This is a genomic window from Patulibacter defluvii (assembly GCF_034096925.1).
GTDB classification, from domain to species: Bacteria; Actinomycetota; Thermoleophilia; order Solirubrobacterales; family Solirubrobacteraceae; genus Patulibacter; species Patulibacter defluvii.
In genome coordinates, this window is sequence record NZ_JAWZSQ010000005.1 from 208,766 (window position 1) to 233,185 (window position 24,420).

Below are 24,420 nucleotides of genomic sequence, written 5' to 3' on the forward strand. Positions count from 1 at the left end.
ACGCGTCGCGCCGGCCGGTGTGGTGCGGACACACGGGCCCCCGCCGGGGGCGCGGCGGGGGTCGTCAGAGGGCGCTGAGCAGGCGATCCAGGTCGCGCTCGTCGTTCCAGCCGCCGACCGAGGCGCGGACCCGGTCGCTGCCGGGCAGGTCGCGGACGACGACCCCGGCGGCGGCCAGCCGGGCGACGGTCGCCGCCGGGTCGGGCTCGCTCCAGGCGACGAGGGTGGTGGCGCCGCGCGGGGCGACGGTCCGGCCGCGCTCGGCGAGGGCGACGGCGAGCCGGTCGGCGAGCGTGGCGGCGCGGGCGTGGAGCTCGGGCCAGCCGTGCTCGTCGAGGACGTCGAACGCGGCGAGGGCGGCGGCGGAGGCCTCGCCGGAAAGGGCGGTCGCGTCGTGGGCGCGGGCGTCGGGCCAGGGGCGGGCGTCGAGGCCGGCGGCCGGCTCGGCCAGGTTCAGGTAGGTGGGGCCGACGGCGCGCAGGCGCGGCTGCCAGGCGGGGTCGATCCACAGGAAGCCGCTGCCGATCGGGCCGCAGAGCCACTTCTGGCCGGCGGCGGCGTAGAACGCGCAGCCGAGGGCGGTGACGTCGGTGGCGATCGCGCCCGCGCCCTGGGCGCCGTCGAGCAGCACCGGCACCTCGCCCCGCAGCGCCGCGAGGCCGGCGGGCGCGGGGGTGCCGTCGGTCCAGCGGACGTGCGAGCAGGCGACCAGCCGGGTCCGCTCGTCGACCGCCTCGACGATCCGCTCCAGCGGGACCGAGCGGATCAGCAGCTCGTGGCGGCGGGCGAGGGCGGCGAGCGGCCCGAGCAGTCCCGGGTGCTCCTCCTCGGCGGTCACGATCTCGTCGCCCGCGTGCCACTCCAGCCCCAGCAGCACCCGCACGATCCCCTCCGAGGCGGCGGTGGTGAGGGCGACGTCCTCGGGCTCGGCGCCGACCAGCGCGGCGTAGCGCTGGCGGCGGGCGTCCTGCGTGTGGCGGGTGGCGACGAAGTGGTCGGCGGTGCGGCCGTGCTGCTCGGCCTGGTGGACGACCCCCGCGGCGGCGGCCGACGCGGCCCGCGGCAGCGGCCCGCACGAGCCGGCGTTCAGGTAGGCCACGTCGCGCAGGACGGGGAACTCGGCGCGCAGCTGGGCGGGGTCCATCGGGCGAGCATACGAAGGCGGGGGGCGGGGGTCGGTTGGGGCTCAGCAGGTCGGTGGCGGGCGGTGGTGGGGGCACGAGCGTCGTACGCCCCAGTGCGGTTCGCGGGCTGGGGCGGGGCGCGTCGTGCTCGTTGGGCGAGCGTGAACCGCCCCACCCCGGTTCCGGGCGTGGCCTGGGCACGTGGTGCTCGTCGGGAGGGGCGAACGTCACATGCCCACCAGCCCGCCGGCGCCGTGTGACGTTCACCGTCGCCGGCGGTGGGCAATGTCGCACGGCAGCGAGGAGTGCCTGGGCGTGTGACGTTCGCCTCCCCTTTGCCGCGCCGCCCACACCCCGGCCCCGACGGTGACCCCGGCGGCGCGGCTCACCGACCCAGACACGAACCCGGTCCCCGAACGTCCACCCGCCCTGCACGGCGGGCGGCGCTCGCATACCCTTGGCCCGGCTATGCAGGTGACGCTTCCCGACGGCAAGGCCCTCGACCTCCAGGACGGGGCCACGGGGGCGGACGCCGCCGCCGCGATCGGGCCCGGACTGGCGCGGGCCGCGCTGGCGATCGTGGTCGACGGGGAGCAGCGCGATCTCGGCCGGCCGCTGCCCGAGGGCGCCACGATCGGGATCGTCACCGACCGCTCCGACGAGGCGCTGGAGCTGATCCGGCACGACACCGCGCACGTGCTGGCGGCCGCGATCCTCGACCTCTATCCCGGCACCAAGATCGCGATCGGGCCGCCGATCGAGCACGGCTTCTACTACGACTTCGAGTTCCCCGACGGCGTCGTGCTGAACGACGGCGACTTCGCCGCGATCGAGGCCAAGATGGCCGAGCACGTCGCCGCCGACGAGCCGTTCGTGCGCCAGGACGTGACCGTCGCCGAGGCGCTGGAGCGGTTCCGGGCCGAGGACCAGCCCTACAAGGTCGAGCTGATCGAGGACCTGGTGAAGAACGCGCCGGCCGACGCCCCCGTCGAGACCGTCTCGCTCTACACGAACGGGCCCTTCACCGACCTCTGCCGCGGCCCGCACGCCCCGACCACCAAGCGGATCGGCGCCTTCAAGCTGCAGTCGCTGGCCGGGGCCTACTGGCGCGGTGACGCCAACCGCCAGCAGCTGGTCCGGATCTACGGCACCGCCTTCTTCAAGAAGAAGGACCTCGACGCCCACCTGGAGCGGCTGGAGCTGGCCCGTCAGCGCGACCACCGCAAGCTCGGCAAGGAGCTGGGCCTCTACCACTTCAGCGAGGCCGCGCCCGGATCCGCCTTCTGGACCCCCGCCGGGACCCGGATCTTCAACGACCTCGTCGGCCTCAGCCGCGAGATGGGCGAGCCGCGCGGCTACACCGAGGTCAAGACCCCGCAGCTCTTCGACAGCTCGCTGTGGAAGACCTCCGGCCACTGGGACAAGTACCGCGACGACATGTTCCTGACCGCCACCGGCGACGTCGCCTCCGCGGCCGAGGCCGGCGAGGTGATCGAGCCGAACATGGGCTTCAAGCCGATGAACTGCCCGGGCCACTACGAGCTCTACCGCCAGACCCGCTGGAGCTACCGCGACCTGCCCGTCCGCTTCAGCGAGCCCGGCCTGCTGCACCGCAACGAGCTGTCGGGCGCGCTCCACGGCCTGCTGCGCGTGCGCCAGTTCTGCCAGGACGACGCCCATCTGTTCGTCACCGAGGACCAGATCCAGGACGAGGTCACCGCCTGCCTGCGGTTCGCCCAGGACACCTACGCGCTGTTCGGGTTCTCGGAGCAGGACTTCACCTACGAGCTCTCGACCCGGCCCGAGAACCGGCTCGGCAGCGACGAGATGTGGGACCGGGCCGAGGGCGACCTGCGGACCGCGCTCGAGGCCAACCAGCTGGACTACGTGGTCCACGAGGGCGACGGCGCCTTCTACGGGCCGAAGATCGACATCCAGTTCCACGACTCGCTCGGCCGCTCGTGGCAGCTCGGCACCGTCCAGATCGACTACCAGGCGCCCGAGCGCTTCGACCTCACCTACACCGGCGCCGACAACGCCGAGCACCGGCCGGTCGTCCTCCACCGGGCGCTGCTGGGCTCCTACGAGCGGTTCATCGGGATCCTGCTGGAGCACACCGGCGGCGAGCTGCCCTTCTGGCTGCAGCCGGTCCACCTGGCGCTGCTGACCGTCTCCGACCGCCACGCCGACGCCGCCCACCGGATCGCCGCCGACCTCAAGGCCGGCGGCCTGCGGGTGACGATCGACGACCGGACCGAGACCGTCGGCCGCAAGATCCGCGAGACCGAGATCGCCAAGGTGCCGCTGATGGCGGTGATCGGCGACCGCGAGGCCGACGACGACGTGCTGACCCTGCGCCACCACGGCGGGACCGAGGACGAGGCCGCGCCGGTGGCCGAGATCGCGGCGGCGCTGAGCGCCAAGCTGCGCGAGCGCGCGCTCGACTGAGCCGCGCCGCCCGGCCCGGCCCGGCCCGCCCCGGGCCGGGCACCCCGCAGATCGGCCGAAGGGCAGAGGAAGTTCCGCCGGTCGGTCGATGGCGCGTCGCCGCTCACGGGATAGCGTCGATCGGGTCGTGGGTCACGGCGCGGCGGGCCGCGGCGGACCCGCTGTCCGCCTCGCCACAGGAGCGTCACCGTGGGTCTCTCGTACGCCGCGCTGCTCACCCGCAGCGCCATCGCCCATCCCGATCGCGTCGCCGTCCGGCTCGACGACCGCACGCTGACCTACGCCGAGCTGGACGACGCCGCCGGCCGGATGGCGACGCTGCTGCGCGAGCGCGGGATCGCGCCCGGCGACGCGGTCGCCGTGATGCTGCCGAACCTGCCCGAGTTCGTGATCGCCTACTGGGGGATCCTGCGCGCTGGCGCGGTGGTGATCCCGATGAACCCGCTGCTCCGCGCGCGCGAGATCGGCTACTTCCTGGCCGACTCCGGGGCCCGCGGCTTCGTCCACCCGGCCGGGTCCGAGGCGCCCGACCCCGCCGCCGACGTGCGGCTGACGGCGTCGTGGACGGTCGGCGGCGATCCGGCCGGGCCCGACGAGCTGTCGCTGGCGCTGGCCGCCGCCACGCCGCTGCGCGAGGTCGTCGCCCGCGCCGCCGACGACCCGGCGGTGGTCCTCTACACCAGCGGCACGACCGGGACCCCGAAGGGCGCGGTCCTGACGCAGTCGAACCTGGCCTGGAACGCCCACATCATCGCCACCGAGCTGCTGACGGAGAGCTGCGAGGACGTCGTCTTCGGGGCGCTGCCGCTCTTCCACTCGTTCGGCCAGGTGGTCGGGATGGGGGCGGCGATCCAGAGCGGCGCGGCGCTGACGCTGCTGCCCCGCTTCACGCCCGAGCGGGCGCTCAAGGTGATGGAGCGCGACGGCGTCACGGTGCTGCCGGCGGTGCCGACGATGTTCAACGCGCTGCTCAACGCCCCCGACGCGCGGCCCGAGCGGCTGGCCTCGCTGCGGGTCTGCATGAGCGGCGGGGCCCCGATCCCGGTCGAGGTCCTGAGCGGCTTCCAGCAGCGGTTCGGCTGCACGGTGCTCGAGGGCTACGGGCTCTCGGAGACCTCGCCGGGCGCGTCCTTCAACCACCCCGACCGGCCGAGCAAGCCGGGCTCGATCGGGACCCCGATCACCGGCGTCCAGATGCGGATCGTCGACCCGGCCGGCACGCCGCTGGCGACCGGCGAGGTGGGGGAGATCCAGATCCGCGGCCACAACGTGACCAGCGGCTACCTGGGCCGGCCGGAGGCGACCGCCGAGGCGATCGACGAGTTCGGCTGGTTCTCGACCGGCGACCTCGGCCACGTCGACGAGGACGGCTACTTCTTCATCGTCGACCGCAAGAAGGACCTGATCATCCGCGGCGGCTACAACGTCTACCCGCGCGAGGTCGAGGAGGTCCTCTACGAGCACCCGTCGGTGCTCGAGGCGGCCGTGGTCGGGATCCCGCACGACGAGCTGGGGGAGGAGGTCGCCGCCGTGGTCGCGGTCAAGCCGGGCGCGACCTTCGACGCCGACGCCCTCCGCGAGCACGTCAAGCAGCGGATCGCGGCCTACAAGTACCCGCGGGTGGTGGTCGAGACCGACGCCCTGCCGAAGGGCCCGACCGGCAAGATCCTCAAGCGCGAGATCGTGCTGCCGGCACCGACCGCCGCCGCCTGAGGCGCGCCGCCGCCGGCCGTGGACAGCGCAGCGTGCGCTGTCCACTTCGCCCGAGGCTCGCCGCTTCGGAGACGCGGGATCCCGCTCGGACACTGGGGTTTCGCTCCGAAACCCCGGTCCGGCTAGCACGCACGGGGGCGCCGGTCACGGGTACTGGACGGATGGTGTGTCGCGGGCACACGACGCCCGAAAGGTCATGGCTCCCGACGACAGGACGCTCCGAAACGCCGGGGATAGGTTCGTCATGCCCTGTCGTACGACCGAGGAGGAGGGGCGGATGGGCAGCAGCGCTGCGCGCGCGATGCGTGGGAACCATGGTGCGGACCTGCGACGGCCGGTGCCGGCGCGGACGCCGTCCGGCGCCCTCCCGCGGTCGGCGGCGTTCGTGGAGGGGAGCCACGCATGAGGACGACCGAGACCAGCGGCTCGCGGTTCCGCTCGCTGTTCGGCAACCGCGGCGCGGCCAGCGAGCCGGACGCCGACCAGGAGCGCGAGCTGTGGGCGTCCGAGGCCTGGGCCGAGGACGGCGAGCGTCCCGCCGACCCGCCGGCCGACGCCGCCCCGACCACCACCTTCGAGGCCGTCGCCGCGCCCGCGGCGCCGGAGCAGGACCACGAGCCAGAGGACACCGTGCACGACCCGATCGGGAGCACCGAGCGCCGCGACCCGCGGCCCGCCGCTGACGCCTCCGCGCGCGCCGCGTGGGACGCCGTCGTCGACCTGTTCGAGAAGGCGATGACCGACCCGACCATCGCCGAGCGGGTCGGCCGGGCCGGCCTGCGGGTGCGGCTGCGGGCGCTCGACCTGGACGGCGAGGCGATCGTGCTCGACATGCGCGGCGGCCTCGAGGTGCTCGACGACGCCCCCGGCGCCGAGACCGAGCTGGGACTGGGCACCGCCGACCTGGAGCGGCTGGCCGAGGGCCGGCTGCGGATGGCGATGGCGATCGCGGCCGGCCGCGCGCCCTACTCGGGCACGATCCGGCCCTTCCTCTGGGTGCTGCCGGTGGTGCAGGCGATCGCGCGGCCGCCGGCGGCGGTCGGCACCGCCCATGACGTTTCGAACGAGGACCTGGCGTGAGCAGCGAGATCGAGGTGCCGGCCGCCGGCGCCGCCTCCCCGGAGACCGCGGCGCTGCTGGATCGCGCCGCCGGCTACGACCTCCACCAGGGGGCGATGCACGTCCCCGAGGACCGGCCAGGCGACTTCTGGTCGATCGAGTGCATCGACCTCTACAAGGCGTTCGGCTCCAACCGGGTCATGAACGGGCTCAACGTCGGCATTCCCGAGGGGATGATCACCGTCGTCCTCGGCCCCTCCGGCACCGGCAAGTCGGTGCTGCTGAGCCACCTGATCGGCCTGATGTTCCCCGACCAGGGCGACATCCTCGTGCACGGCGAGTCGGTGCCGAACATGACGATGAAGCAGCTGCTGGAGATGCGGCGCAAGTTCGGGATCCTGTTCCAGGACGGTGCGCTCTTCGGCTCGATGTCGGTCTACGACAACGTCGCCTTCCCGCTGCGGCAGCACACCGACTTCAACGAGAAGCAGATCAAGGACATCGTCATGGGCCGCCTGCAGGAGGTCGGCCTGACGAACGGCGCCGAGCTGCGGATGCCCTCGGAGCTGTCGGGCGGCATGCGCAAGCGCGCCGGCTTCGCCCGCGCGCTGGTGCTCGACCCGCAGATCGTCATGTTCGACGAGCCGGACTCGGGCCTCGACCCGGTCCGCACCGCGCTGCTCTGCCAGCTGATCGAGAAGGTCCACGCCGAGAACGGCGGCACCTACGTGGTGATCACCCACGACATCGCGTCGGCGCGCCGGATCGGGGAGTACATCGCGGTCCTCTGGAAGGGCCGGATCGTGCAGTCGGGGGATCGCGACGACATGTTCGACTCGCCGAACCCGTTCGTCCGCCAGTTCCTCGCCGGAGCGCCGGAGGGTCCCCTTGGCATGGAGTAGCCCGCGCGCGGCCTCGGCCGTCGCGACCGTCATCGCCCCGCACACGGGGGAGGTCCGCTGATGGAAGCCGGAGTCCTGCGTCCGCCCGCGATCCCCGACGCGCCGACCGCGCCCGCGCCCCCGAAGCGCAAGGGCCCGTCGTCGACGTCGGGGCCGTTCGCACTGCTCGAGCAGATCGCCGGGATGATCATCCTGACGGCGCGCTCGACCGTCGCCACGGTCACGCCACCGTTCTCGTGGACCGACGAGTTCATCGAGCAGGCGTGGCTGATCATCCGCCGCTGCGCGATCCCGGTGATGGTGTCGACCACGTTCTTCGGGCTCGGCGCGCCGGGCCTCCAGGGCGGCAACATCACCTACATCTTCGGCACCGTCGACCGGCTCGGCGCTTTCTTCGTGATGGCGTCGGTGCGCGAGTTCGCGCCCTGGATCAACGGGATGGTGATCGCCGGCGTCGGCGGCACCGCGATCTGCGCCGACCTCGGGGCCCGCAAGGTCCGCCAGGAGCTGGACGCGCTGGCCGTGCTCGGGCTCGACCCGGTCCGCACGATCGTCGTCCCGCGGTTCCTGGCCCTCGGCATCGTGACCGCGCTGATGAACCTGGTCGCGATCGTCTTCGGCGTGCTCGGCGGGTGGATCGCCGCGGTCGTCGTCTTCGGTGACACGACCGCCGGCTACCTGTCGACCTTCACGTCGAACTTCACGATGCCGGACCTCATAGGCAGCGTCGTCAAGACCAGCCTCTTCGGGTTCATCATCGCCGTCGTCTGTTGCTACAAGGGGATGCACGTCAAGGGTGGCGCCGAGGGCGTGGGCAGGGCGGTGAACCAAGCGGTCGTCATCTCGTTCGTGGCGATCTGGGCGTTCAACTTCCTCTTCACGACCACGATGCTGGCCGCGTTCCCCGAGACCGGGAACCTCCACTGATGCACGCTCCATCCGTTGCCGAAGGGGCGGTCGTCCGCCGCCCGACCGCGGCCAAGCGGTTCGGGGAGGGCCTGGCCGGTCCCGTCCGCGGGGCCCTCAACGAGGCGGGGGCGATGGCGTCCTTCGCCGGCCGCGCCTTCCTCGAGCTGCGCGGGGTCTTCCGCTACACGTCGGAGATCCTGCGCCAGGCCGGGATCCTGATCACCGGCTCGATGGCCGTCGTCTGCCTGATGCAGTTCGTGATGGGCATGGAGTGCGGCACCGAGGCCAACTACGTGCTTCGCGGCTACGGCGCCTCCGCCTACTCGGGCGTGTTCACCGCCTGGTGCGGCGTGCGCGAGATGGGTCCCTACATGTGGGGGTACATCATCAGCGCCAAGGTCGGATGCGGCCTCGTCGCCGAGCTCGGATCGATGCGGATCAACAACGAGTTCGACGCGATGGAGTCGCTCGGCCTGAACCCGATGCGCTACGTCGTCGCCACCCGCCTGGTCGCGGCCTGGCTGGCGTTCCCGTTCATCTACCTGGTCGCGCTGGCCTTCCACAACCTGGCCGACTACATCATCATCGTCAGCCAGATCAAGGAGGTCTCCCAAGGCGGGTGGGAGGGGGTCCATTGGGCGTTCATGCAACCCCAGGACATCCTCTACTCCGAGATCAAGATCATGGTGATGGGCACGTTGATCGTGCTGGTGGCCATGTACTACGGGTACACCGCCCGCGGAGGCCCGGTCGGGGTCGGCACGGCCACGGCCAAGTCGATGATCCTCAACCTGATCATCGTGCACATCGTGGGGTCGGTCTTCACGATGGTGTTCTGGGGTCTCAATCCGAGCTCGCCCGTCGGAGGCTGAAAACGTGCGAAAGCTTGTGTTGGACCGCCCCTGGGCGTTGATCGTCGCTGCCGTCCTGGTGGTGCTGACGATCGTCGTGATCCAGGGTCGCTCCCAGCCCCACAGCGTCCGGGCGTCGTTCTCGGCGGCGATCTCGGTCGCGCCGGGCCTCGACGTCCAGATCGACGGCGTCGACGTCGGCAAGGTCAAGAAGGTCGAGTACGAGGACGGTCAGGCGATCGTCGAGCTGGGGATCAAGGACGAGAACGTCTGGCCGCTGCGGCGGGGGACGACGGCCGCGATCCGCTTCGGCACCACGATCGGCAACGGCACCCGCTCGGTCTCGCTCTACCCGGGCCCGCGCGACGCGCCGGCGATCCCCGAGGGCGGGATCATCAGCGAGAAGCACACGACCACCCCGGTCGAGTTCGACCAGGTCTTCGACACCCTCGATGCCGACACCCGCCGCCGCCTGCGCTCGATGCTGCAGGGCACGGCGACCGCGCTCGACGGCCACGCGCCCCAGATGCGGGCGGGCTTCCGCCAGCTGCCGGGCGGCATCGACACCACCGGCGACGTGGTCGGCGACCTGCTCGCCGACGGCACGGCGCTGAAGGGCCTGATCGCCAACGGCGACCGCGTGACGCGGACCCTCGCGGCCCGCAAGCCGGTGGTCAGCGACCTGGTCACCGTCGCGGCCAGCACCTTCGACGCGTTCGGCCAGCGGACGGCCCAGATCCGGGCCTCGCTCGACCGCTTCGCGCCGACCCTCGACGACACCAAGTCGACGCTGGCGCGCAGCGACTCGAGCCTCGACAAGGTCGACCGGCTGTTCGCGGCCCTCGGCCCGGGCGCCCGCGAGCTGCCCGCGCTCTCCAAGACCGCCAGCAAGGCGCTGGTGCGGCTGGAGGACGTGGCCCCGGTCGCGGTCCGGACCCTGGTGACCGCGCGCAACGTCGCCCCGCGGGTGACCTCGCTGCTCGACACCGGCTCGCCGTTCATGCCGAAGGCGACCAAGGCGCTCAGCTCGCTGGCGCCGATGCTCGAGTGCATCCGGCCCTACGCGCCGGAGATCGCCGGCATGCTGACGACCTGGGGCGGCTTCACCAAGAACTACGACACGACCTCCCACTACGGGCGGATCCACCTGCGTGAGGGCATCACCTCGGTCAACGGGGCGCTGCCGAGCGCGGAGTTCATCACCAGCGTCCCGGCGACCGACACGCGCTACGCGCTGCCGCGCCCGCCGGGCCTCAACGCCGGCAAGCCGTACTTCCTCCCGCAGTGCGGGATCACGAAGGACGCCTTGGATCCCACGAAGGACCCGGAGCGCCCCTGATGGTGGAGCAGATGAAGCGGAACCCCGGGCGGATCGTCGCCGCGCTGCTCGCCGTCGTGGCGGCCGTGGTCGCCGTGATCGTGCTGACCGGCGGCGACGACGACAGCTACATCGTCCGCGCCGAGTTCAAGGACAGCGCCGGCCTGCGCAAGAACGGCGACGTCAAGATCGGCGGCGTCCCGGGCGGGAAGATCAGCGCGATCGACCTGACCAAGCGCGACACCGCGATGGTCACGATGAAGCTGAAGGGCGGCGCCGCCCCGATCGGGCGCGGCGCCTCGGCCGAGGCGCGGCCGGTCAACCTGCTCGGCGAGAAGTACGTCGACCTCAACGCCGGCGACCTCCGCCAGCCGGTCCGCTCGGGCACCACGATCGCGCTCAAGGACACCGGCGCACCGGTCGAGCTGGACGAGGTCCTGAACATGCTCGACCCGTCGACCCGCGGCCGGATGCGCGTGATCATCAACGAGTTCGGCGTCGGCCTCCACGGTCGCGGCACCGACCTCAACGCGCTGCTGAACCGGATGCCGTCGGCGCTCGACCAGGCGCAGCGGATGGTCGGCTCGTTCGCGGCCGACACCGAGCGGCTGAAGGCGCTGGCCAGCCAGGGCGACCGGGTGATCGACTCGTTCGCCCGCGGCAAGGACGACGTCACCGAGCTGGTCGACGTCGCCGAGCGGACGCTGAAGGTCACCACCGCCAACCGCGAGAACCTGGGGCACACGATCGACACCGCGCCCTCGACCCTGCGGCAGCTGCGGACGACGCTGGTCGAGCTGAGCCAGGCGTCGCGGCGGCTGAAGCCGGCCTCGCGCGAGCTGCGGCGGACCTCCGGCCCGCTGGCCGACACGCTGGCCCGCCTGCCGCGCTTCGCCGACGACGCCAAGCCGACGCTGGCCGCGGCCCGCCGGACGGCGCCGACGCTGGCCAAGCTCGGCCGCGAGGGCGCCCCGGTGGTCGCCCGGCTGGAGCCGATGGCCCGCGAGCTGGAGCGCTTCTCGGCCGTCTTCGCGCCGCTGAGCGTCGTGCTCGACCGCCAGACCAACCCGCTGATCCGGGTGATGGAGGGCTGGGCCCGCGCGATCCAGACCCGCGACAACGCCGGCCACCTGTTCCGGACCGAGGCCGTCCCGACCGAGGAGCTGGCCACGCACCTGGTCGGCAAGCTCGGCACCAAGGGCCAGCCCGGCCGGCCGCAGGACACCGGTCCGCCGCCGATCGCCCAGGACGCGCCGCTCCGCCGTGCGCCGGTGACGAAGTCCCCGGAGCCGACCCCGCAGCGGACCGCTCCGCCTGCCGGCGGCGCCGACCAGCTCCTCGACTACCTCCTCGGCTGATGGCACGACGCATGCGCAGACCGCAGATCAACCGGGCCGCGAGCCGCTCGGCCCCCCGGCCGGTGCTCTGGCTGCTCGGCCTGGCCGGGATCGGGGCCGTCGTCGTGATGTTCCTGATCGGCTACAACGCGCCGAACACGATCCCGGGCCGCTCGTACTACACGGTCAAGGCCCAGTTCGACCACGCCGACAACCTGACCGCCCACTACCAGGTGCGGATCGCCGGTCGCTACGTCGGCCAGGTCCTGAACCCGCGGGTCCAGGACGGCAAGGCGATCGTCGACCTGCAGCTGCAGCCGGACGTCGGGCCGCTGAAGAGCGACACGACGCTGCGGGTGCGGCCGCGGTCGCCGATCGGCGTCCGCTTCGTCGAGCTGGCGCCCGGCGAGCACGGGCAGCCGCTGGCCGACGGGGCGACGATCCCGGCCAGCCAGACCTCGGCCGCGACCGAGCTCGACGAGGTCCTGAACACCCTCGACGCGCCCCGCCGCGCCCAGGCCCAGACCTTCATGCAGCAGCTGGGGGCGGGGGTCCTCGACCGCGGCGAGGACGTCAACGACCTGATCGACCGCACGCCGCGGACGCTGACCGGGGTCGACCGGCTGATGGGCGCGGTCAACGCCCGCGGCGGCGCCCCCGAGCGGTTCGTCGCCGGCAGCGAGAGCGCCGCCGGCGCCGCCGACCCGGTCCGCGAGACGATCCGCCAGGGCTTCCAGGTCGGCAGCGACGCGCTGCAGCCGTTCGCCAACGGCGGCGACCAGATCCGGGCCACGCTCGAGACCGCGCCGCCGTCGCTGGCGACCGCCCGCGAAGGGCTGCGGGCGACCGATCCGCTGCTGGTCGAGGTGAGCGGGTTCTCGCGGGCGCTGCTGCCCGCGCTGCGCCCGGCGCCGCGGGGCCTGAACGAGACCTCGAAGCTGCTGCGCGACTCGCGCGCCGGCCTGCGGTCGCTGCGGACGACGCTCGACACCGCCGAGGACGCGACGCCGCCGACGCTGAAGCTGTTGGAGACCGCCGACCCGGTGCTGCCGTCGATCACGACCGGCCTCCGCCACAGCCTGCCGCTGGCCGACCGCTTCGGCGCCCACGGCTGCGACCTCGGCCTCTTCACCCGGACCTGGGGCAGCATGCTGACCTTCGGCGTCCCGGGCGGCCGCAAGGACCTCGGTCTGATCACCAACCTGCGGCTGCTGATCCTCAGCAGCGAGGAGACGATCGGCGGCTGGAAGAACAAGTCCGGCCTGGTGGCCGACAACCCCTATCCCGCCCCGTGCACCGTCACGCAGGACGCAAGGAGCCGAAAGTGAGCTGGCTGAGCGAGCGCTTCACGCACCGGCCCGGGCGGCACCGCCCGAAGCCGCTGCGCGACGGCGCGATCCTGCTGGCGATCCTGGGGCTGCTGCTCTACGCCGGGTACACGAAGTCGATCCCGTTCCTCGGCAAGGGCGGGACCGTCGTCGAGGCCCGCTTCTCGGACGCGACCCACGTCCAGAAGGGCAACCAGGTCCGCGTGGCCGGCGTCGACGTCGGCCAGGTCGAGAGCGTCCGGCTCGACGAGGGCCGCCGCGGCGCGATCGTCAAGATGCGGATCGACGACGACAAGGGCGTGACGGTCCACAGCGACGCCCGCGCCAACCTCTGGTGGCGGACGCTGCTGGGGCGCAACATGTACATCGAGCTCGATCCGGGCTCGAACAGCGCGCCGAAGCTCGGCGGCCAGGAGATCCCGCTGGCGCGGACCAACGTCCAGCAGGAGTTCGACCAGGTGCTCGAGCCGCTCGGCACCGACCAGCGGGCGGCGATGCAGAAGGTGATCGCCGCCTTCGACGACGCCGCCAAGGACCCGGACGCGATCGGCGGCACGATCGACGCGACCGCGCCGGCGATGCGCAACCTGCGGCGCGGGCTGCCCTCGATCCGCGGCACCCAGCAGGGCGACCTGACGAAGCTGGTGACCGAGGCGAGCCGCACGATGGGTGCGCTCGGCCGCAGCGAGACCGAGCTGGCGGGGCTGATCGACAACGGCGCCGCGGCGCTCGGCGTGACCGCGGCGCGGCACGACTCGATCGGGTCGATGCTCGACCAGGGCCGGCCGACGATGGACGACACCCAGCTGACGCTGGCGCGGCTGCGGAAGACGCTCGACACGCTCGACCCGGTCGCGGTCGACCTGCTGCCGGGGGCCAAGGAGCTGGCGCCGGCGGCCAAGACCGCGCGGCCGATGCTGGCCCGGCTCGACCGGGTGCTCGACGACGCCGAGCCGACGCTGCGGAGCCTCCGCCCGGCGGTCACGCGGCTGTCCGAGACGGTCGATCCCGGCGAGGCCGTGATCAACGGCCTGAAGCCGACGGTCGAGCGCGCGAACGCGACGCTGCTGCCGTGGCTGAACGAGAAGGACCCGGACATCAAGCTCAAGAACTACGCCGCGATCGGCCCGTTCTTCAGCGTCCTGGCCTCGGCCGCCTCGCCGTTCGACGCCAACGGCAACCTGCTCAACTTCCAGACCGCGCCCGACGAGCGGTCGGCGATGTCGCTGCCCTGCACGCTGCGGCTGACCGACCCGAGCGCCGAGCCGGAGAACAAGATCAACTGCGACGCGCTCGGGGACTTCCTCAGCATCCTGACCGGGGGCCAGGGCGCGCCCAGCACCGACTACCCGGCGGATCCGCCGTCGCCGGAGGACGTGCCGGCCAAGCGGGCGAAGGCCGCAGCCGCCGATCGCGCGGCCGCCAGCCGCGCCGCCGGCGTCGCCGCGAGTCGCTCGTCGGCCCGTGACCGGCAGGCCGCCAACCGGGCCGCACAGGCCGCGACCGCCGGGAGGGCCGGCCGATGAAGTTGCGCAGCGATCGCCTCGCGCTCGAGCTGAAGCGCGCGCGGGTGCCGTTCCTGCTGGTGCTGTTCATGATCGGCTGCGCGCTGATCGCCGGTTGGTACATGTTCCGCCAGCAGAAGGTCCAGTGGTTCTGGCAGGACACCCAGGACGTCAAGGTCGCCTTCGACGACGTCAAGGGCGTCCAGCCGGGCCAGCAGGACGTGCGCCTGGCCGGCGTCTCGATCGGCCTGATCAAGGACGCCCAGGTGGGCAAGGACGGCAAGGCCGTGCTGACCCTGTCGCTGGAGAAGAAGTACGGCGACATCTACAAGAACGCCCGCATGCGCCTGCGACCGGTGACCCCGCTGCAGGACATGTACGTCTCGATCGAGACCCGCGGCACCCCGTCGGCGGGCAAGCTCGCCGGCGACGACGTGCTGGCGCTCCAGCGGACCGCCTCGCCGGTCGACATCTCGCGGGTACTGAACACCTTCGACCCCGACACCCGGACCCGGCTGGCGTCGCTCTTGACCGACATGGGCAAGGGCCTCGGCGACCACGGCGACGAGCTGCGGCGGTCGTTCGTGGCGCTCGCGCCCTTCCTCCAGGCCGCCGACCGGCTGACGGGGGCGATGGCCGACCGCCGGCGCGAGATCGCGCGGGTCGTCCACAACCTCGGCCAGCTGACGGCGGCGGTCAACACCCGCGACCAGCAGCTCTCGAGCCTGATCCAGCAGGGCAACGGCACACTCGCCGAGCTGGCCCAGCACGACTCGACGCTCTCGGCGACGCTCGCCGAGCTGCCGCCGACGATGACCCAGATGCGGTCCTCGTTCGGCGAGCTGCGAGCGGCCGAGGACGAGCTCGACCCGGCGCTGCGGAGCCTGCGGCCGGTGGCCGAGAAGCTGAAGCCCGGGCTCGAGGCGCTGCAGGAGGTCAGCCGCGACGCGATGCCGGCGCTGCGGGCGCTGCAGCCGGCGATGACCCAGCTGCGGCCGCTGGCCGAGGACCTCCAGCCGACCTCGGTGGCGCTGAAGGACGCGTTCGCGCGGCTGGCGCCGACGACCCCGCGGCTCGACCGGGCGACGCAGAAGATCGTCCCCTGCCGGCTGGCGATCGGGAAGTTCTTCCAGTGGACCCTGTCGGTCCTGAAGTACTACGACGGCGGCGGGGCCTACCCGCGCGGTGAGCTGGTGCTCGGGATGCCGTCGTTCACCCTCGGAAAGGGCAAGGATCCGGTGCTGCGACGTGGTTGGACCTGCACCCAGGGAGGGCCGCCGAAGTGAGGATCGAACACCGCTCCCTGAAGATCCTCGCGATCGTCACCTTCACGGCGATCTGCGTCGGGATCTTCGCCTGGCTGTTCGGCAAGGCCGGCGGCACGCTGCCCGGCGCCGAGTCGAAGTACGAGGCCAAGGTGCTCGTGCCGACCGCCTTCCAGCTGGTCCCCAACGGCGACGTCCGCCGGGCCGGGGTCAAGGTCGGCAAGGTCACCGACATCAGCAGCCGCGGTGACGTCGGCGTCGTCACGATCGCGATCGACAAGGACCAGGGTCCCGTCTACCGCGACGCGACCGTCAAGGTCCGGACCAAGACGCTGGTCGGCGAGAACTACATCGACCTCGACCCGGGCACGCCCCAGGCCGGCCCGCTGAAGGGCGACGCGGCGCTGCCGCTGGAGCAGGCCGGCGAGGCGGTCCAGCTGGACCAGATCCTCTCCGGGCTCGACAAGCCGACCCGGGCCGCGGTCCAGCGCAACCTCGACGCGCTCGGCCCCGGCTTCCGCGGCCGCGGCGACGACCTCAACGAGTTCCTCGGCGCGGCGACCCCGACGATCCGCAAGGTCGGCGACCTGACCGAGCTGCTCGACGGGCAGCGCGACCAGCTGGCCCGCGTGGTCGACGACACCGGCACCGTGATGCAGGCCTTCGGCGATCGCACCGCCGACGTCCGCAAGCTGGCGATCCAGGCCAAGAACACCGCCGAGGCCGCGGCCAGCCGCGACCAGCGGATCTCCGACGTGCTCGACCGGCTGCCGGGGACGCTCCAGCAGGTCAAGTCGACCGTGGCCCACCTCGGCCGGGTCTCGCGCAGCAGCACCCCGGTGGTGGCCGACCTGAAGGTGGCGGCGCAGAACCTGCCGCCGGTGACCGAGCGGCTGGCCGCGGCGGCGAAGGCCGGGCAGCAGCTGTTCGACGTCCTGCCCGGGTTCTCGAAGCAGGCCGAGCCGATGCTCCGCTCGCTGCGGGTCTTCGGCGACGAGACGACCCCGGTCGTGCCGGCGCTCGACGCGGTGCTGCGGAACCTGAACCCGGCGCTGGCCTACCTCGGGCCGCGCGCCACCGACATGGCGACCGCGTTCGCGAACATGGGCTCGGCCGTCGACACCCGCGACGCGACCGGCAACCTGGCGCGCGTCCACCTGACCGTCGACGAGCACACGCTGACGGGTATGCGCAAGGAGGTCACCGACACGCTCAACACGCTGATCAGCGTCGGCGGGCTGGCCGGGACCCAGGGCCTGCGGTTCAACGCCTACCCCGACCCGGGCCAGCGCGGCAACCCGCAGCTGCCGAAGGGCGACCCGCCGCGGCTGGCGGAGGCGCCGTCGGCGCTCCGCGACAGCGGACGCTGATGCCGCTGCCCGACCGGGTGCGAGACCGGCGGCGGGCCCTCGGGCTCGTCGCCGTGCTGGTGGTCGCGGTGGTCGCCGCGGTCGGGGTCCTGCGGCTGAGCCCGACGCCGGTCGGCGAGCTGCTGGCCGGCTCGGGCAGCCGCGAGGGGGCCGCGACCGAGCGCCAGCAGCGGGCCTTCGGCGGCGAGCCGATCGTCGTCGCCGTCCGCGGCGAGCTGGGCAACACGCTGGCCCCGAACGGGCTGATGGGCCTCGTGCGGCTGGAGGGCCGGTTGTCGAAGGTCGCCGGGGTCCAGGCCGTCTTCGGGCCCGGCACCTTCATCAACCAGACGATCGTGCAGGCCGAGCAGCTGATCAGCCGCCAGCTCGGCCCGGTCGCCCAGCGGGCGGCCCGCGCGGCCAGCCGCGCCGAGCGGCGCGCGCGGCGGGCGGGAGCGTCGGCCACGGCCGCCCGCCAGGCCGGCGAGCAGGCGCGGCTGCGGGCGCTCGGCCCGGCCCGCGAGCAGTTCGAGCAGATGCTGGTCCGCTTCGGCGCGATCGGGATGCCGTCGCTGGCCAACCGCAGCTACGTCAACGCGGTCGTCTTCGGCTCCGGCACCGAGCCGAAGGCCCGCTTCCGCTGGATGTTCCCCGACAACGAGCACGCGCTGATCGTCGTCCGCCCGAAGGCCGGGCTCGACGACGGTCAGGTGCTGGCGCTCGGCCGCCGGGTCCGCTCGCTGGCCGAGGACGCCAAGCTGCCGGGCGCGAAGGTGACCGTCGGCGGGGCCCCGCTGGTGGCCGCCGCGGTCGCCGACGAGGTGCCCGCCGAGCTGCTGCGGCTGGCGCCGCTGGCCCTGATCGTGATGGCGATCGTGCTGCTGGTCGGCCTCCGCCGGCGGGCGGCGGCGGTCGCGCTGCTGGGACTGGCGGCGGCCGCGGCGCTGCTCAGCCTGCTGCTGGCCAGCGGGGTCGGGCTCGGCCTGACCGCGGCGACCGTCGCCGGGCTGCCGGTGGTGCTGGGGCTGGCGGTCGACTACGCCGTCCAGCTCCACGCCCGCCACCGCGAGCTGCGGCGGGCCGGCCGCTCGCCGCGGCAGGCGGCCGTCGGCGCCCGCCGCTCGCTGACCGGCGTGCTCGGTCTCTCGGCCGCGGCGGTCGTGGCCGGCGGGGCGATCCTCCACCTCAGCCGGGTCCCGCTGCTGGAGCGGCTGGGGTCGACGCTGGCGATCGGCGCGCTCGCCGGGCTCGCCGCGGTGCTGGTGGTCGGGCCGCGGGTGCTGGTCGCGCTCGACGCCCGCGGTGGCGACCAGGAGCCGCCGCGACCGGAGCCGTCGCCGGCGTCGGCGACCCGCCGGCTGCCGTCGCTGCCCGGCCCACTGCGGCCGCTGGCGATCGGCGCGCTGGTCGCGCTGGTCGGCTGCGGGCTGGTGCTCTCGACGACCTCGAAGGTCGAGTCCGACGTCGCCCGGCTGGCGCCGGGGAGCCTGGAGGAGCTGCGCCAGGCGCAGGCCGTCCAGCGCGAGGTCGGCAGCGTCGGCGAGCTGCGGATCGCGCTCGAGGGCGACGTCACCGCGCCGGCGACGATCGCCTGGCTGCGCGACCTCGGCCCGCGGGTGCGGCGGATCGACCGCCGGATCGTCCCCGGGCCGAACCTCGGCGAGATCCTCGGCGGCGACGGCACCCCGACCCGCAAGCAGGTCGCCGGGCTGCTGAAGCTGGTGCCGCCTTACCTGGTCGCCCCGGTGCTCGACGGCCGCCGCGCCGAGCTGAGCCTGGGGATCCCGTTCGTCGACGGTCGCGAGCAGGCGCGGATCGCCGAGCGGATCACCGCGCTGCTCGACGACCCGCCGCCCGGCGTCCGCGCCGACCCGGCCGGCCTGGTCGCGACCGCGGCCTACAGCCTCCACCGCCTCGAATCGACCCGCCACTGGCTGCTGCTCGCCTGCGTGCTGCTGATCGGCGGGCTGCTGTGGCTGGTCCGCCGCTCGTGGTCGCGGGCCCTGATTCCGCTGGTCCCGGCCCTCGCCGGCGTCGGCGTCGCCGGGCTGCTGGTGGCGCTGCTCGACCTGAAGCTGTCGCCGATGGCCGCCGCATTGGAGCCGACCGGGCTGGCGATCGGGGTCGAGTTCGGGCTGCTGATGGAGGCCCGCTACGTGGCCTTCCGCGAGCGCGGCCTGGGCCCGGCCGGCGCCGCCCGCAACGCCACCCGCACGATCGGCCGCGCGGTCGCGCTGTCGGCCGCGACCGTCGCCGCCGGCTTCCTGGTCCTGGCCGCCAGCCGGCTGGGGATGCTGCAGCAGCTCGGCCTGCTGGTCGCGGTCGAGGTGCTGGTCTGCGCCGCCGTCGCCGTCTGGGCGGTGCCGCGGCTGGCCGAGGCGGTCGAGCGACGGACGGCGGCCGGTCGTCGGTCGAGCCCGGAGCCGGGCGCGACCGGCAGCGGCGGCCGCGGTCGCCCCGAGCGCGATCCGCTGGCCGCGACCACGGGGCGGGGCCGATGAGCGGCCGCGCCGCCCGCGCCCGTCGCTCCTCCGGCGGTCGCGCCGCCGAGCCCCAGGCCGACCTGGTCCGCGAGCAGCGGGTGGGCCGGATCGCCGGCGTCGCCGGGATGGTCGGCGTGGCCGGGACGGTCGCGGCGCTGCTGGTCGCCGCGCGCAGCTCGGCCGGCGGCAGCGGCAGCAGCGCGATCGACCGCGCCCGCCAGCTGCGGGACTTCCACGCCGACGTCTCGGGCCAGGCGCTGGCCCTCGGCCTGCGGGTGCTGGCGCTGGTGGCGACGATCGCCCTGGCGCTGTTCCTGGCCCGCGCGGTGATCGACCGCGGTGGCCGCGACGGGACCGCGCTGCGGGTGCTGGCCGTCGCCGGGCCGCTGGCGCTGGTCGCCGCGCTGGTGGTCGGCTTCGTGGCGATCCGCGACGTCGCCGACGCCTACGCGGCGGGTGCACCGTCGCCGGACCGCGCCGACCGGCTGTGGGACGACTCCGGCCTGCTGCGGGCGACCGGGATCGGCGAAATCGCCGCCCACCTGGTCTTCGGCGTCTGGCTGATCTGGCTCTCGCTGCGGGCGATGGCCGTCGGCCTGCTGACGCGGGTGCTCGGCTACTGGGGGATCGCCGCCGGGGTCGTCGGCGTCGTGCTGCCGCTCGGCGACACGCTCTTCATGGGCTGGCTGGCCAGCGTCGCCCTGCTCGCCTGGGGTTGGTGGCCCGGCGGCCTGCCGCTGGCCTGGACCACCGGCCGGGCGGTACCGTGGGACATCCCGATCGAGTCCGGCGCGGCGGCGCGCTGAGGCGGGGGAGGAGCAGCAGTGACGCGACTGGCGTACGTCCGGATCGGCATCGACCGGGGCCTCGACCTGCCCGACGGGCGGTACGTGATCGCCCCCGACGGCAGCACCCACGACGACTCGGCCGTCGGCGAGCTGAGCGCGCGCGCCAGCGGCGACGTGCTCGACCTGCGACGGGTCGAGGCGGCCAGCGGCAAGCCGCTGGCGGCGAAGGCCGGCGGCCACCGTGCCGATAGCGGCGGGCCCGAGCACACGATCGCCACGATCGTCCGCGCCGCGACCCCGCTCGACCGCCGCGGCGCCGCGGCCGCGCTCGAGCAGTGGCGGACCGACGCCGACGACCTCGCCCGCTGGGTCGACGCCGCGCTGGCGGTCGTCAACCGGGCCGTCCGCGCCCACCGGCTGGTCTGGCGCGACCCCTACCTGATCGAGCTGACCCACGAGGACCTGTGGCTGGCGCGGGTCGGCCACGCCCCGCCCGAGGACGTCGCCGCCGGCACCGCGGGCGAGGAGGTCGACGCATTGACGACGGCCAGCCGCCGGCGGGTCTCGTCGACCGATCGCGCCCGTCCCGGCGAGGTGATCGGGCTGGTGCTCGGCGGCCGGCTGCCGATGCTGGAGGGCGAGGAGCTGCTGTTGTTCGCCGTCCGCGAGATCAACCACGGCCGGCTGCGCGGGGCGACCGCGGCGCTCCAGGCGGGCGCCCGGCTGCTGGTCGACGAGCTCGGCCGCGAGAGCGTCGACGGGGCCGCGATCGGCGAGCTGATGCGGACGGCCGGCGGCGGCTCGGCCGCGGCGCTGCTGGCCACGATCACCGCGATCGAGGACCTGCTCGACGGCTGGCGCAGCGGCCGCGACGACGACGAGCTGCGGCTGCCGCCGCCGCGGTCGGTGGCGCGCGGCGCGGTCTGACGGTCGGTTTCAGGCGGGGGCGGCGGCGGGGGCGGCGAGGACGTGGTCGAGCAGCCCCCGGCAGGCCGCCTCGACCTGGTCGAGCACGAGGTCGAAGCCGTCCGGCCCGCCGTAGTACGGGTCGGGCACGTCGAGGTCGCCGGCGGCGAGCGCGGCCGGGTCGAACTCGCGCAGCCGCCGGACCTTGGCGGCCGCGGCGGCGTCGGGCGCGCGGCGCCGCAGCTCGGCCTCGTTGTCGGCGTCCATCGCCAGCAGCAGGTCGGCCTCGGCGAAGTCGGCGGGGGCGACCTGGCGGGCCGCGCCGGCCAGCCGGATCCCGCGCGCGGCGGCGGCCGCGGTCGCCCGCTCGTCGGGCGGATGGCCGGCGTGCCAGCCGCCGGTCCCGGCCGAGTCGAGGGTCACGCGGTCGCCCGCTCCGGCCTCGGCGACGAGCGCCGCCATCACGCCCTCGGCGGTCGGCGAGCGGCAGATGTTCCCCAGGCAGACGAAGAGCAGGCGCACGGCGACAGCGTAGGCGCTCGGTCAACCTCGTCTCCGATCGACGAGAAACCGCTTCCGTCCGGCGGGGACTTCGCTATGATTCGACCCTTGTTTGCTAGCGATACCTCGCCCGCGCATCCCGTGCGCCCCGCGAGCAGCTCCCTCTAGTGCCGGTACCACGACGGTTCGACCGGCGCCCGCCCGAGCGCGACACGACTCGGGTCAACGACCGCATCCGGGTCCCCGAGGTCCGGGTCATCGACGAGAACGGCAACCAGATCGGTGTCATGCGCACCGACGAGGCCCTGCGCTACGCCCAGTCCCGTGACCTCGACCTGGTCGAGGTCGCCGCGGAGGCGCGCCCGCCGGTCTGCCGCGTGCTCGACTACTCGAAGTACAAGTACGAGCAGGCGCAGAAGAAGAAGGTCGCCAAGAAGCACCAGACCCAGGTCGTCACGCGCGAGATCAAGTTCCGCCCGAAGATCGCCGACCACGACTACGCCACCAAGAAGGGGCACGTCGTCCGGTTCCTCAAGGGCAAGGACAAGGTCAAGGTGACGATCATGTTCCGCGGCCGCGAAGTCACGCACCCGGAGCGCGGGCGGATGGTCCTCGAGCGGCTGGTGGAGGATCTCGGCGACCTGGCCCAGATCGACCAGCGGCCGAACCTCGAGGGCCGCAACATGACCATGATGCTGAGCCCGTCGAAGGCGGTCCTCAACGGCACCTGGGCGCCGCCCGTGGACGAGCCGGACGAGGATCCCGACGGCGAGGCGCCGGAGGTCACGGACGCCGAGGCGCCCGCGACCGAGGCGCCGGCGGCCGCGGCGCCGGAGGGCGTCGAGGCGCCGGAGGCGGAGGCCTCGGCCGAGACGGCCGACGACGCGCCGGCCGTGGCCGAGGACGACGCCGTGGAGGCGCCGGAGACGGACGAGGCGACCGAGGACGCGCCCTCGTCCTGAGGGCCCTGGACCGGGGCGCCCGAACGGCGCCCGGTCCCGCGCGCACCGGCGGTCGCCGCGGCCGCCGGAGCGTTCCCGCGGGCGCACCGCACGCGCCCGGACGATCTGGCACAATTCCCGATCCGCATGCCCAAGCAGAAGACCCACTCGGGCGCGAAGAAGCGCTTCAAGACCACCGGCACCGGCAAGGTGAAGGCGCGTCACGCGATGTCCTCCCACATCCTTGGGAAGAAGTCGCCGAAGCGCAAGCGCAAGTTCGGCCGCGACGCGATCCTGTCGAGTGCTGATGCTCCGCGGGCCAAGCGACTCCTGGGAGAGGGCAAGTGACCCGCGTCAAGCGCTCCGTCCACGCGCGCAAGAAGCGCCGCGCCACGCTCGAGCGGTCGAAGGGGTACGTCGGCCGCGCGAACAACACGTACAAGGAGGCGAAGGAGGCCCAGCTCAAGGCGGGCGTCTACGCGTACCGCGACCGGCGCAACCGCAAGCGCGACTTCCGCAAGCTGTGGATCACGCGCATCAACGCCGCCGCGCGCCTCAACGAGCTGACCTACGGCCAGCTGATCCACGGGCTGTCGCTCGCCGGCGTCGAGGTCGATCGCAAGAACCTCGCCGACCTGGCCGTGAACGACGCGGAGACCTTCTCCGCGATCGCGCAGACCGCCAAGGACGCGCTCGCCGCCAAGGCCTGAGCCGCCGCGGCCGTCGCGCCGCAGCACTGCCGAGGGCGTCCGCGAGGGCGCCCTTCGTCGTTCTCGGCAGTGGGGGAGAATCGCCCGGTGGAGATCAGCTCGCCCAGCAACCCGCGCCTGAAGCAGGTCCGGGCGCTGCTCGACCGCCGGCGCGAGCGGGCCCGCAGCGGCCTCTTCGTGGCCGAGGGCGAGGACCTGGTCGCGGCCGCGACCGCCGCCGGCTGGACCCCCGAGGCGCTGCTGGTGGCCGCCGACGCCGTCGTCGAGCTGCCCGCCCACGGGATCGACCCGGCCACCGCGACGACCGTCGCGCCGGCGCTGCTGGCTGCCGCCTCGTCGCTCGGCTCAGGCACGCGGGTGCTCGCGATCTACCGCCAGCGCCTGGCCGACGCGCCCGTCGGTCCCCGCTGCCTGCACCTGCACGGGGTCCGCGATCCCGGCAACGTCGGCACGGCGATCCGGGCCGCCCACGCGCTGGGGGCGTCGTCGGTCGCGCTCGGCCCGGGAACCGCCGATCCCTACGGGCCGAAGGCGGTCCGGGCCAGCATGGGCTCGCTGTTCGCGCTGCCGCTCGCCCGCGCCGCGGGACCGGACGAGCTGCCGGGCACGACCGTTGCGCTGGCCCTGCGGCGCGGGGCGGTGCTGCGGGCCGACGCCGAGTGGCTGGAGACCGCGCTCGCCGGCGACGGCGTCAGCCTGCTGGTCGGCGCCGAGCGCGAGGGCCTGCCCGACGACCTGGTCGACCGCTGCGACCACGTCGCCCACCTGCCGATCGACGGCGCCGAGTCGCTGAACGCCGCGATGGCGGCCACCGTCGCCCTCTACGAGCTGGCCCGCGGGGCGGCGTAGGGCGGACGGTCCGGGTCGGGCCGGGCGGACGGGGGGGGCGGCCGGGCCGGGCGGACGGGGGCGGTCGGCGCGGCCGGCGCGCCCCGACGAATCGCGTTCTCGCCCCGCCCCGCCCGCGAGACCGCGATTCGCCG

The 24,420-nt window shown here is 73.9% G+C and carries 21 protein-coding genes; 19 read left to right on the forward strand and 2 right to left on the reverse strand.

Translation table 11 applies throughout. The features are described from left to right. Positions 1–64 precede the first annotated feature (64 nt). On the reverse strand, positions 65–1,144 hold the full coding sequence (locus SH587_RS07820) for an aminotransferase class V-fold PLP-dependent enzyme (RefSeq protein ID WP_320670024.1): 1,080 nt from the start codon (positions 1,142–1,144) through the stop codon (positions 65–67). A 448-nt stretch (positions 1,145–1,592) separates the two neighbouring features. On the opposite strand from SH587_RS07820, the gene thrS reads away from it, so the two are divergent. The 15 genes from thrS to SH587_RS07895 all read left to right on the forward strand — a co-directional run bounded on the left by thrS (position 1,593) and on the right by SH587_RS07895 (position 21,306). Then, on the forward strand, positions 1,593–3,572 hold the full coding sequence (gene thrS / locus SH587_RS07825; RefSeq protein WP_320670025.1) for a threonine--tRNA ligase: 1,980 nt from the start codon (positions 1,593–1,595) through the stop codon (positions 3,570–3,572). A 189-nt stretch (positions 3,573–3,761) separates the two neighbouring features. Continuing rightward, complete coding sequence (locus tag SH587_RS07830; RefSeq protein ID WP_320670026.1) at positions 3,762–5,285, forward strand: long-chain-fatty-acid--CoA ligase; 1,524 nt, start codon at positions 3,762–3,764, stop codon at positions 5,283–5,285. 402 nt (positions 5,286–5,687) lie between these two features. Continuing rightward, positions 5,688–6,365 (forward strand): hypothetical protein, encoded by a 678-nt coding sequence (locus tag SH587_RS07835; protein WP_320670027.1) that lies wholly within the window; start codon positions 5,688–5,690, stop codon positions 6,363–6,365. Beyond that, positions 6,362–7,246, forward strand: a complete 885-nt coding sequence (locus tag SH587_RS07840; protein ID WP_320670028.1) for an ABC transporter ATP-binding protein — start codon at positions 6,362–6,364, stop codon at positions 7,244–7,246. The genes SH587_RS07835 and SH587_RS07840 overlap by 4 nt, the downstream gene beginning before the upstream one ends. Positions 7,247–7,306: 60 nt before the next feature. Continuing rightward, entirely contained in the window at positions 7,307–8,173 is an 867-nt protein-coding gene (locus SH587_RS07845; RefSeq protein ID WP_320670029.1) for an MlaE family ABC transporter permease, read from the forward strand. Next, the gene (locus SH587_RS07850) at positions 8,173–9,027 is read left to right on the forward strand and encodes an ABC transporter permease (RefSeq protein WP_320670030.1); all 855 of its coding nucleotides are present in this window, start codon (positions 8,173–8,175) and stop codon (positions 9,025–9,027) included. Before SH587_RS07845 ends, SH587_RS07850 begins: the two co-directional genes overlap by 1 nt. Before the next feature lie 37 nt (positions 9,028–9,064). Beyond that, positions 9,065–10,345 (forward strand): MlaD family protein, encoded by a 1,281-nt coding sequence (locus SH587_RS07855; RefSeq protein ID WP_320670031.1) that lies wholly within the window; start codon positions 9,065–9,067, stop codon positions 10,343–10,345. A gap of 11 nt (positions 10,346–10,356) precedes the next feature. Beyond that, on the forward strand, positions 10,357–11,682 hold the full coding sequence (locus SH587_RS07860) for an MlaD family protein (protein WP_320670032.1): 1,326 nt from the start codon (positions 10,357–10,359) through the stop codon (positions 11,680–11,682). A gap of 11 nt (positions 11,683–11,693) precedes the next feature. Then, a complete protein-coding gene (locus SH587_RS07865) occupies positions 11,694–12,989 on the forward strand; it encodes an MlaD family protein (protein ID WP_320670033.1) in 1,296 nt (431 codons plus the stop codon). Continuing rightward, on the forward strand, positions 12,986–14,515 hold the full coding sequence (locus SH587_RS07870) for an MlaD family protein (RefSeq protein WP_320670034.1): 1,530 nt from the start codon (positions 12,986–12,988) through the stop codon (positions 14,513–14,515). The genes SH587_RS07865 and SH587_RS07870 overlap by 4 nt, the downstream gene beginning before the upstream one ends. After that, positions 14,512–15,780, forward strand: a complete 1,269-nt coding sequence (locus SH587_RS07875) for an MlaD family protein (protein WP_320670035.1) — start codon at positions 14,512–14,514, stop codon at positions 15,778–15,780. The genes SH587_RS07870 and SH587_RS07875 overlap by 4 nt, the downstream gene beginning before the upstream one ends. Then, positions 15,777–17,129, forward strand: a complete 1,353-nt coding sequence (locus SH587_RS07880) for an MlaD family protein (RefSeq protein WP_320670036.1) — start codon at positions 15,777–15,779, stop codon at positions 17,127–17,129. Before SH587_RS07875 ends, SH587_RS07880 begins: the two co-directional genes overlap by 4 nt. Continuing rightward, complete coding sequence (locus SH587_RS07885) at positions 17,129–19,609, forward strand: MMPL family transporter (RefSeq protein WP_320670037.1); 2,481 nt, start codon at positions 17,129–17,131, stop codon at positions 19,607–19,609. Before SH587_RS07880 ends, SH587_RS07885 begins: the two co-directional genes overlap by 1 nt. Further along, on the forward strand, positions 19,606–20,397 hold the full coding sequence (locus SH587_RS07890) for a hypothetical protein (RefSeq protein WP_320670038.1): 792 nt from the start codon (positions 19,606–19,608) through the stop codon (positions 20,395–20,397). The genes SH587_RS07885 and SH587_RS07890 overlap by 4 nt, the downstream gene beginning before the upstream one ends. Before the next feature lie 18 nt (positions 20,398–20,415). Beyond that, positions 20,416–21,306 (forward strand): hypothetical protein, encoded by an 891-nt coding sequence (locus SH587_RS07895; protein WP_320670039.1) that lies wholly within the window; start codon positions 20,416–20,418, stop codon positions 21,304–21,306. A 9-nt stretch (positions 21,307–21,315) separates the two neighbouring features. Here the strand turns inward: SH587_RS07895 and SH587_RS07900 are convergent, their stop codons facing one another. Continuing rightward, positions 21,316–21,807: a low molecular weight protein-tyrosine-phosphatase gene (locus tag SH587_RS07900; RefSeq protein WP_320670040.1), complete on the reverse strand. Its 492-nt coding sequence runs from the start codon at positions 21,805–21,807 to the stop codon at positions 21,316–21,318. A 146-nt stretch (positions 21,808–21,953) separates the two neighbouring features. Here SH587_RS07900 and infC point away from each other — a divergent pair, with 146 nt between their 5' ends. The 4 genes from infC (at position 21,954) to SH587_RS07920 (ending at position 24,286) form a co-directional block, all read left to right on the forward strand. Next, on the forward strand, positions 21,954–22,748 hold the full coding sequence (infC, locus tag SH587_RS07905) for a translation initiation factor IF-3 (RefSeq protein WP_320670041.1): 795 nt from the start codon (positions 21,954–21,956) through the stop codon (positions 22,746–22,748). Positions 22,749–22,874: 126 nt separating this feature from the next. After that, positions 22,875–23,075: a 50S ribosomal protein L35 gene (gene rpmI / locus SH587_RS07910; RefSeq protein ID WP_320670042.1), complete on the forward strand. Its 201-nt coding sequence runs from the start codon at positions 22,875–22,877 to the stop codon at positions 23,073–23,075. Then, on the forward strand, positions 23,072–23,437 hold the full coding sequence (rplT, locus tag SH587_RS07915) for a 50S ribosomal protein L20 (protein WP_320670043.1): 366 nt from the start codon (positions 23,072–23,074) through the stop codon (positions 23,435–23,437). Before rpmI ends, rplT begins: the two co-directional genes overlap by 4 nt. An 87-nt stretch (positions 23,438–23,524) precedes the next feature. After that, positions 23,525–24,286, forward strand: coding sequence for a TrmH family RNA methyltransferase (locus SH587_RS07920; protein WP_320670044.1), 762 nt, complete (start codon positions 23,525–23,527; stop codon positions 24,284–24,286). Positions 24,287–24,420 lie beyond the last annotated feature (134 nt).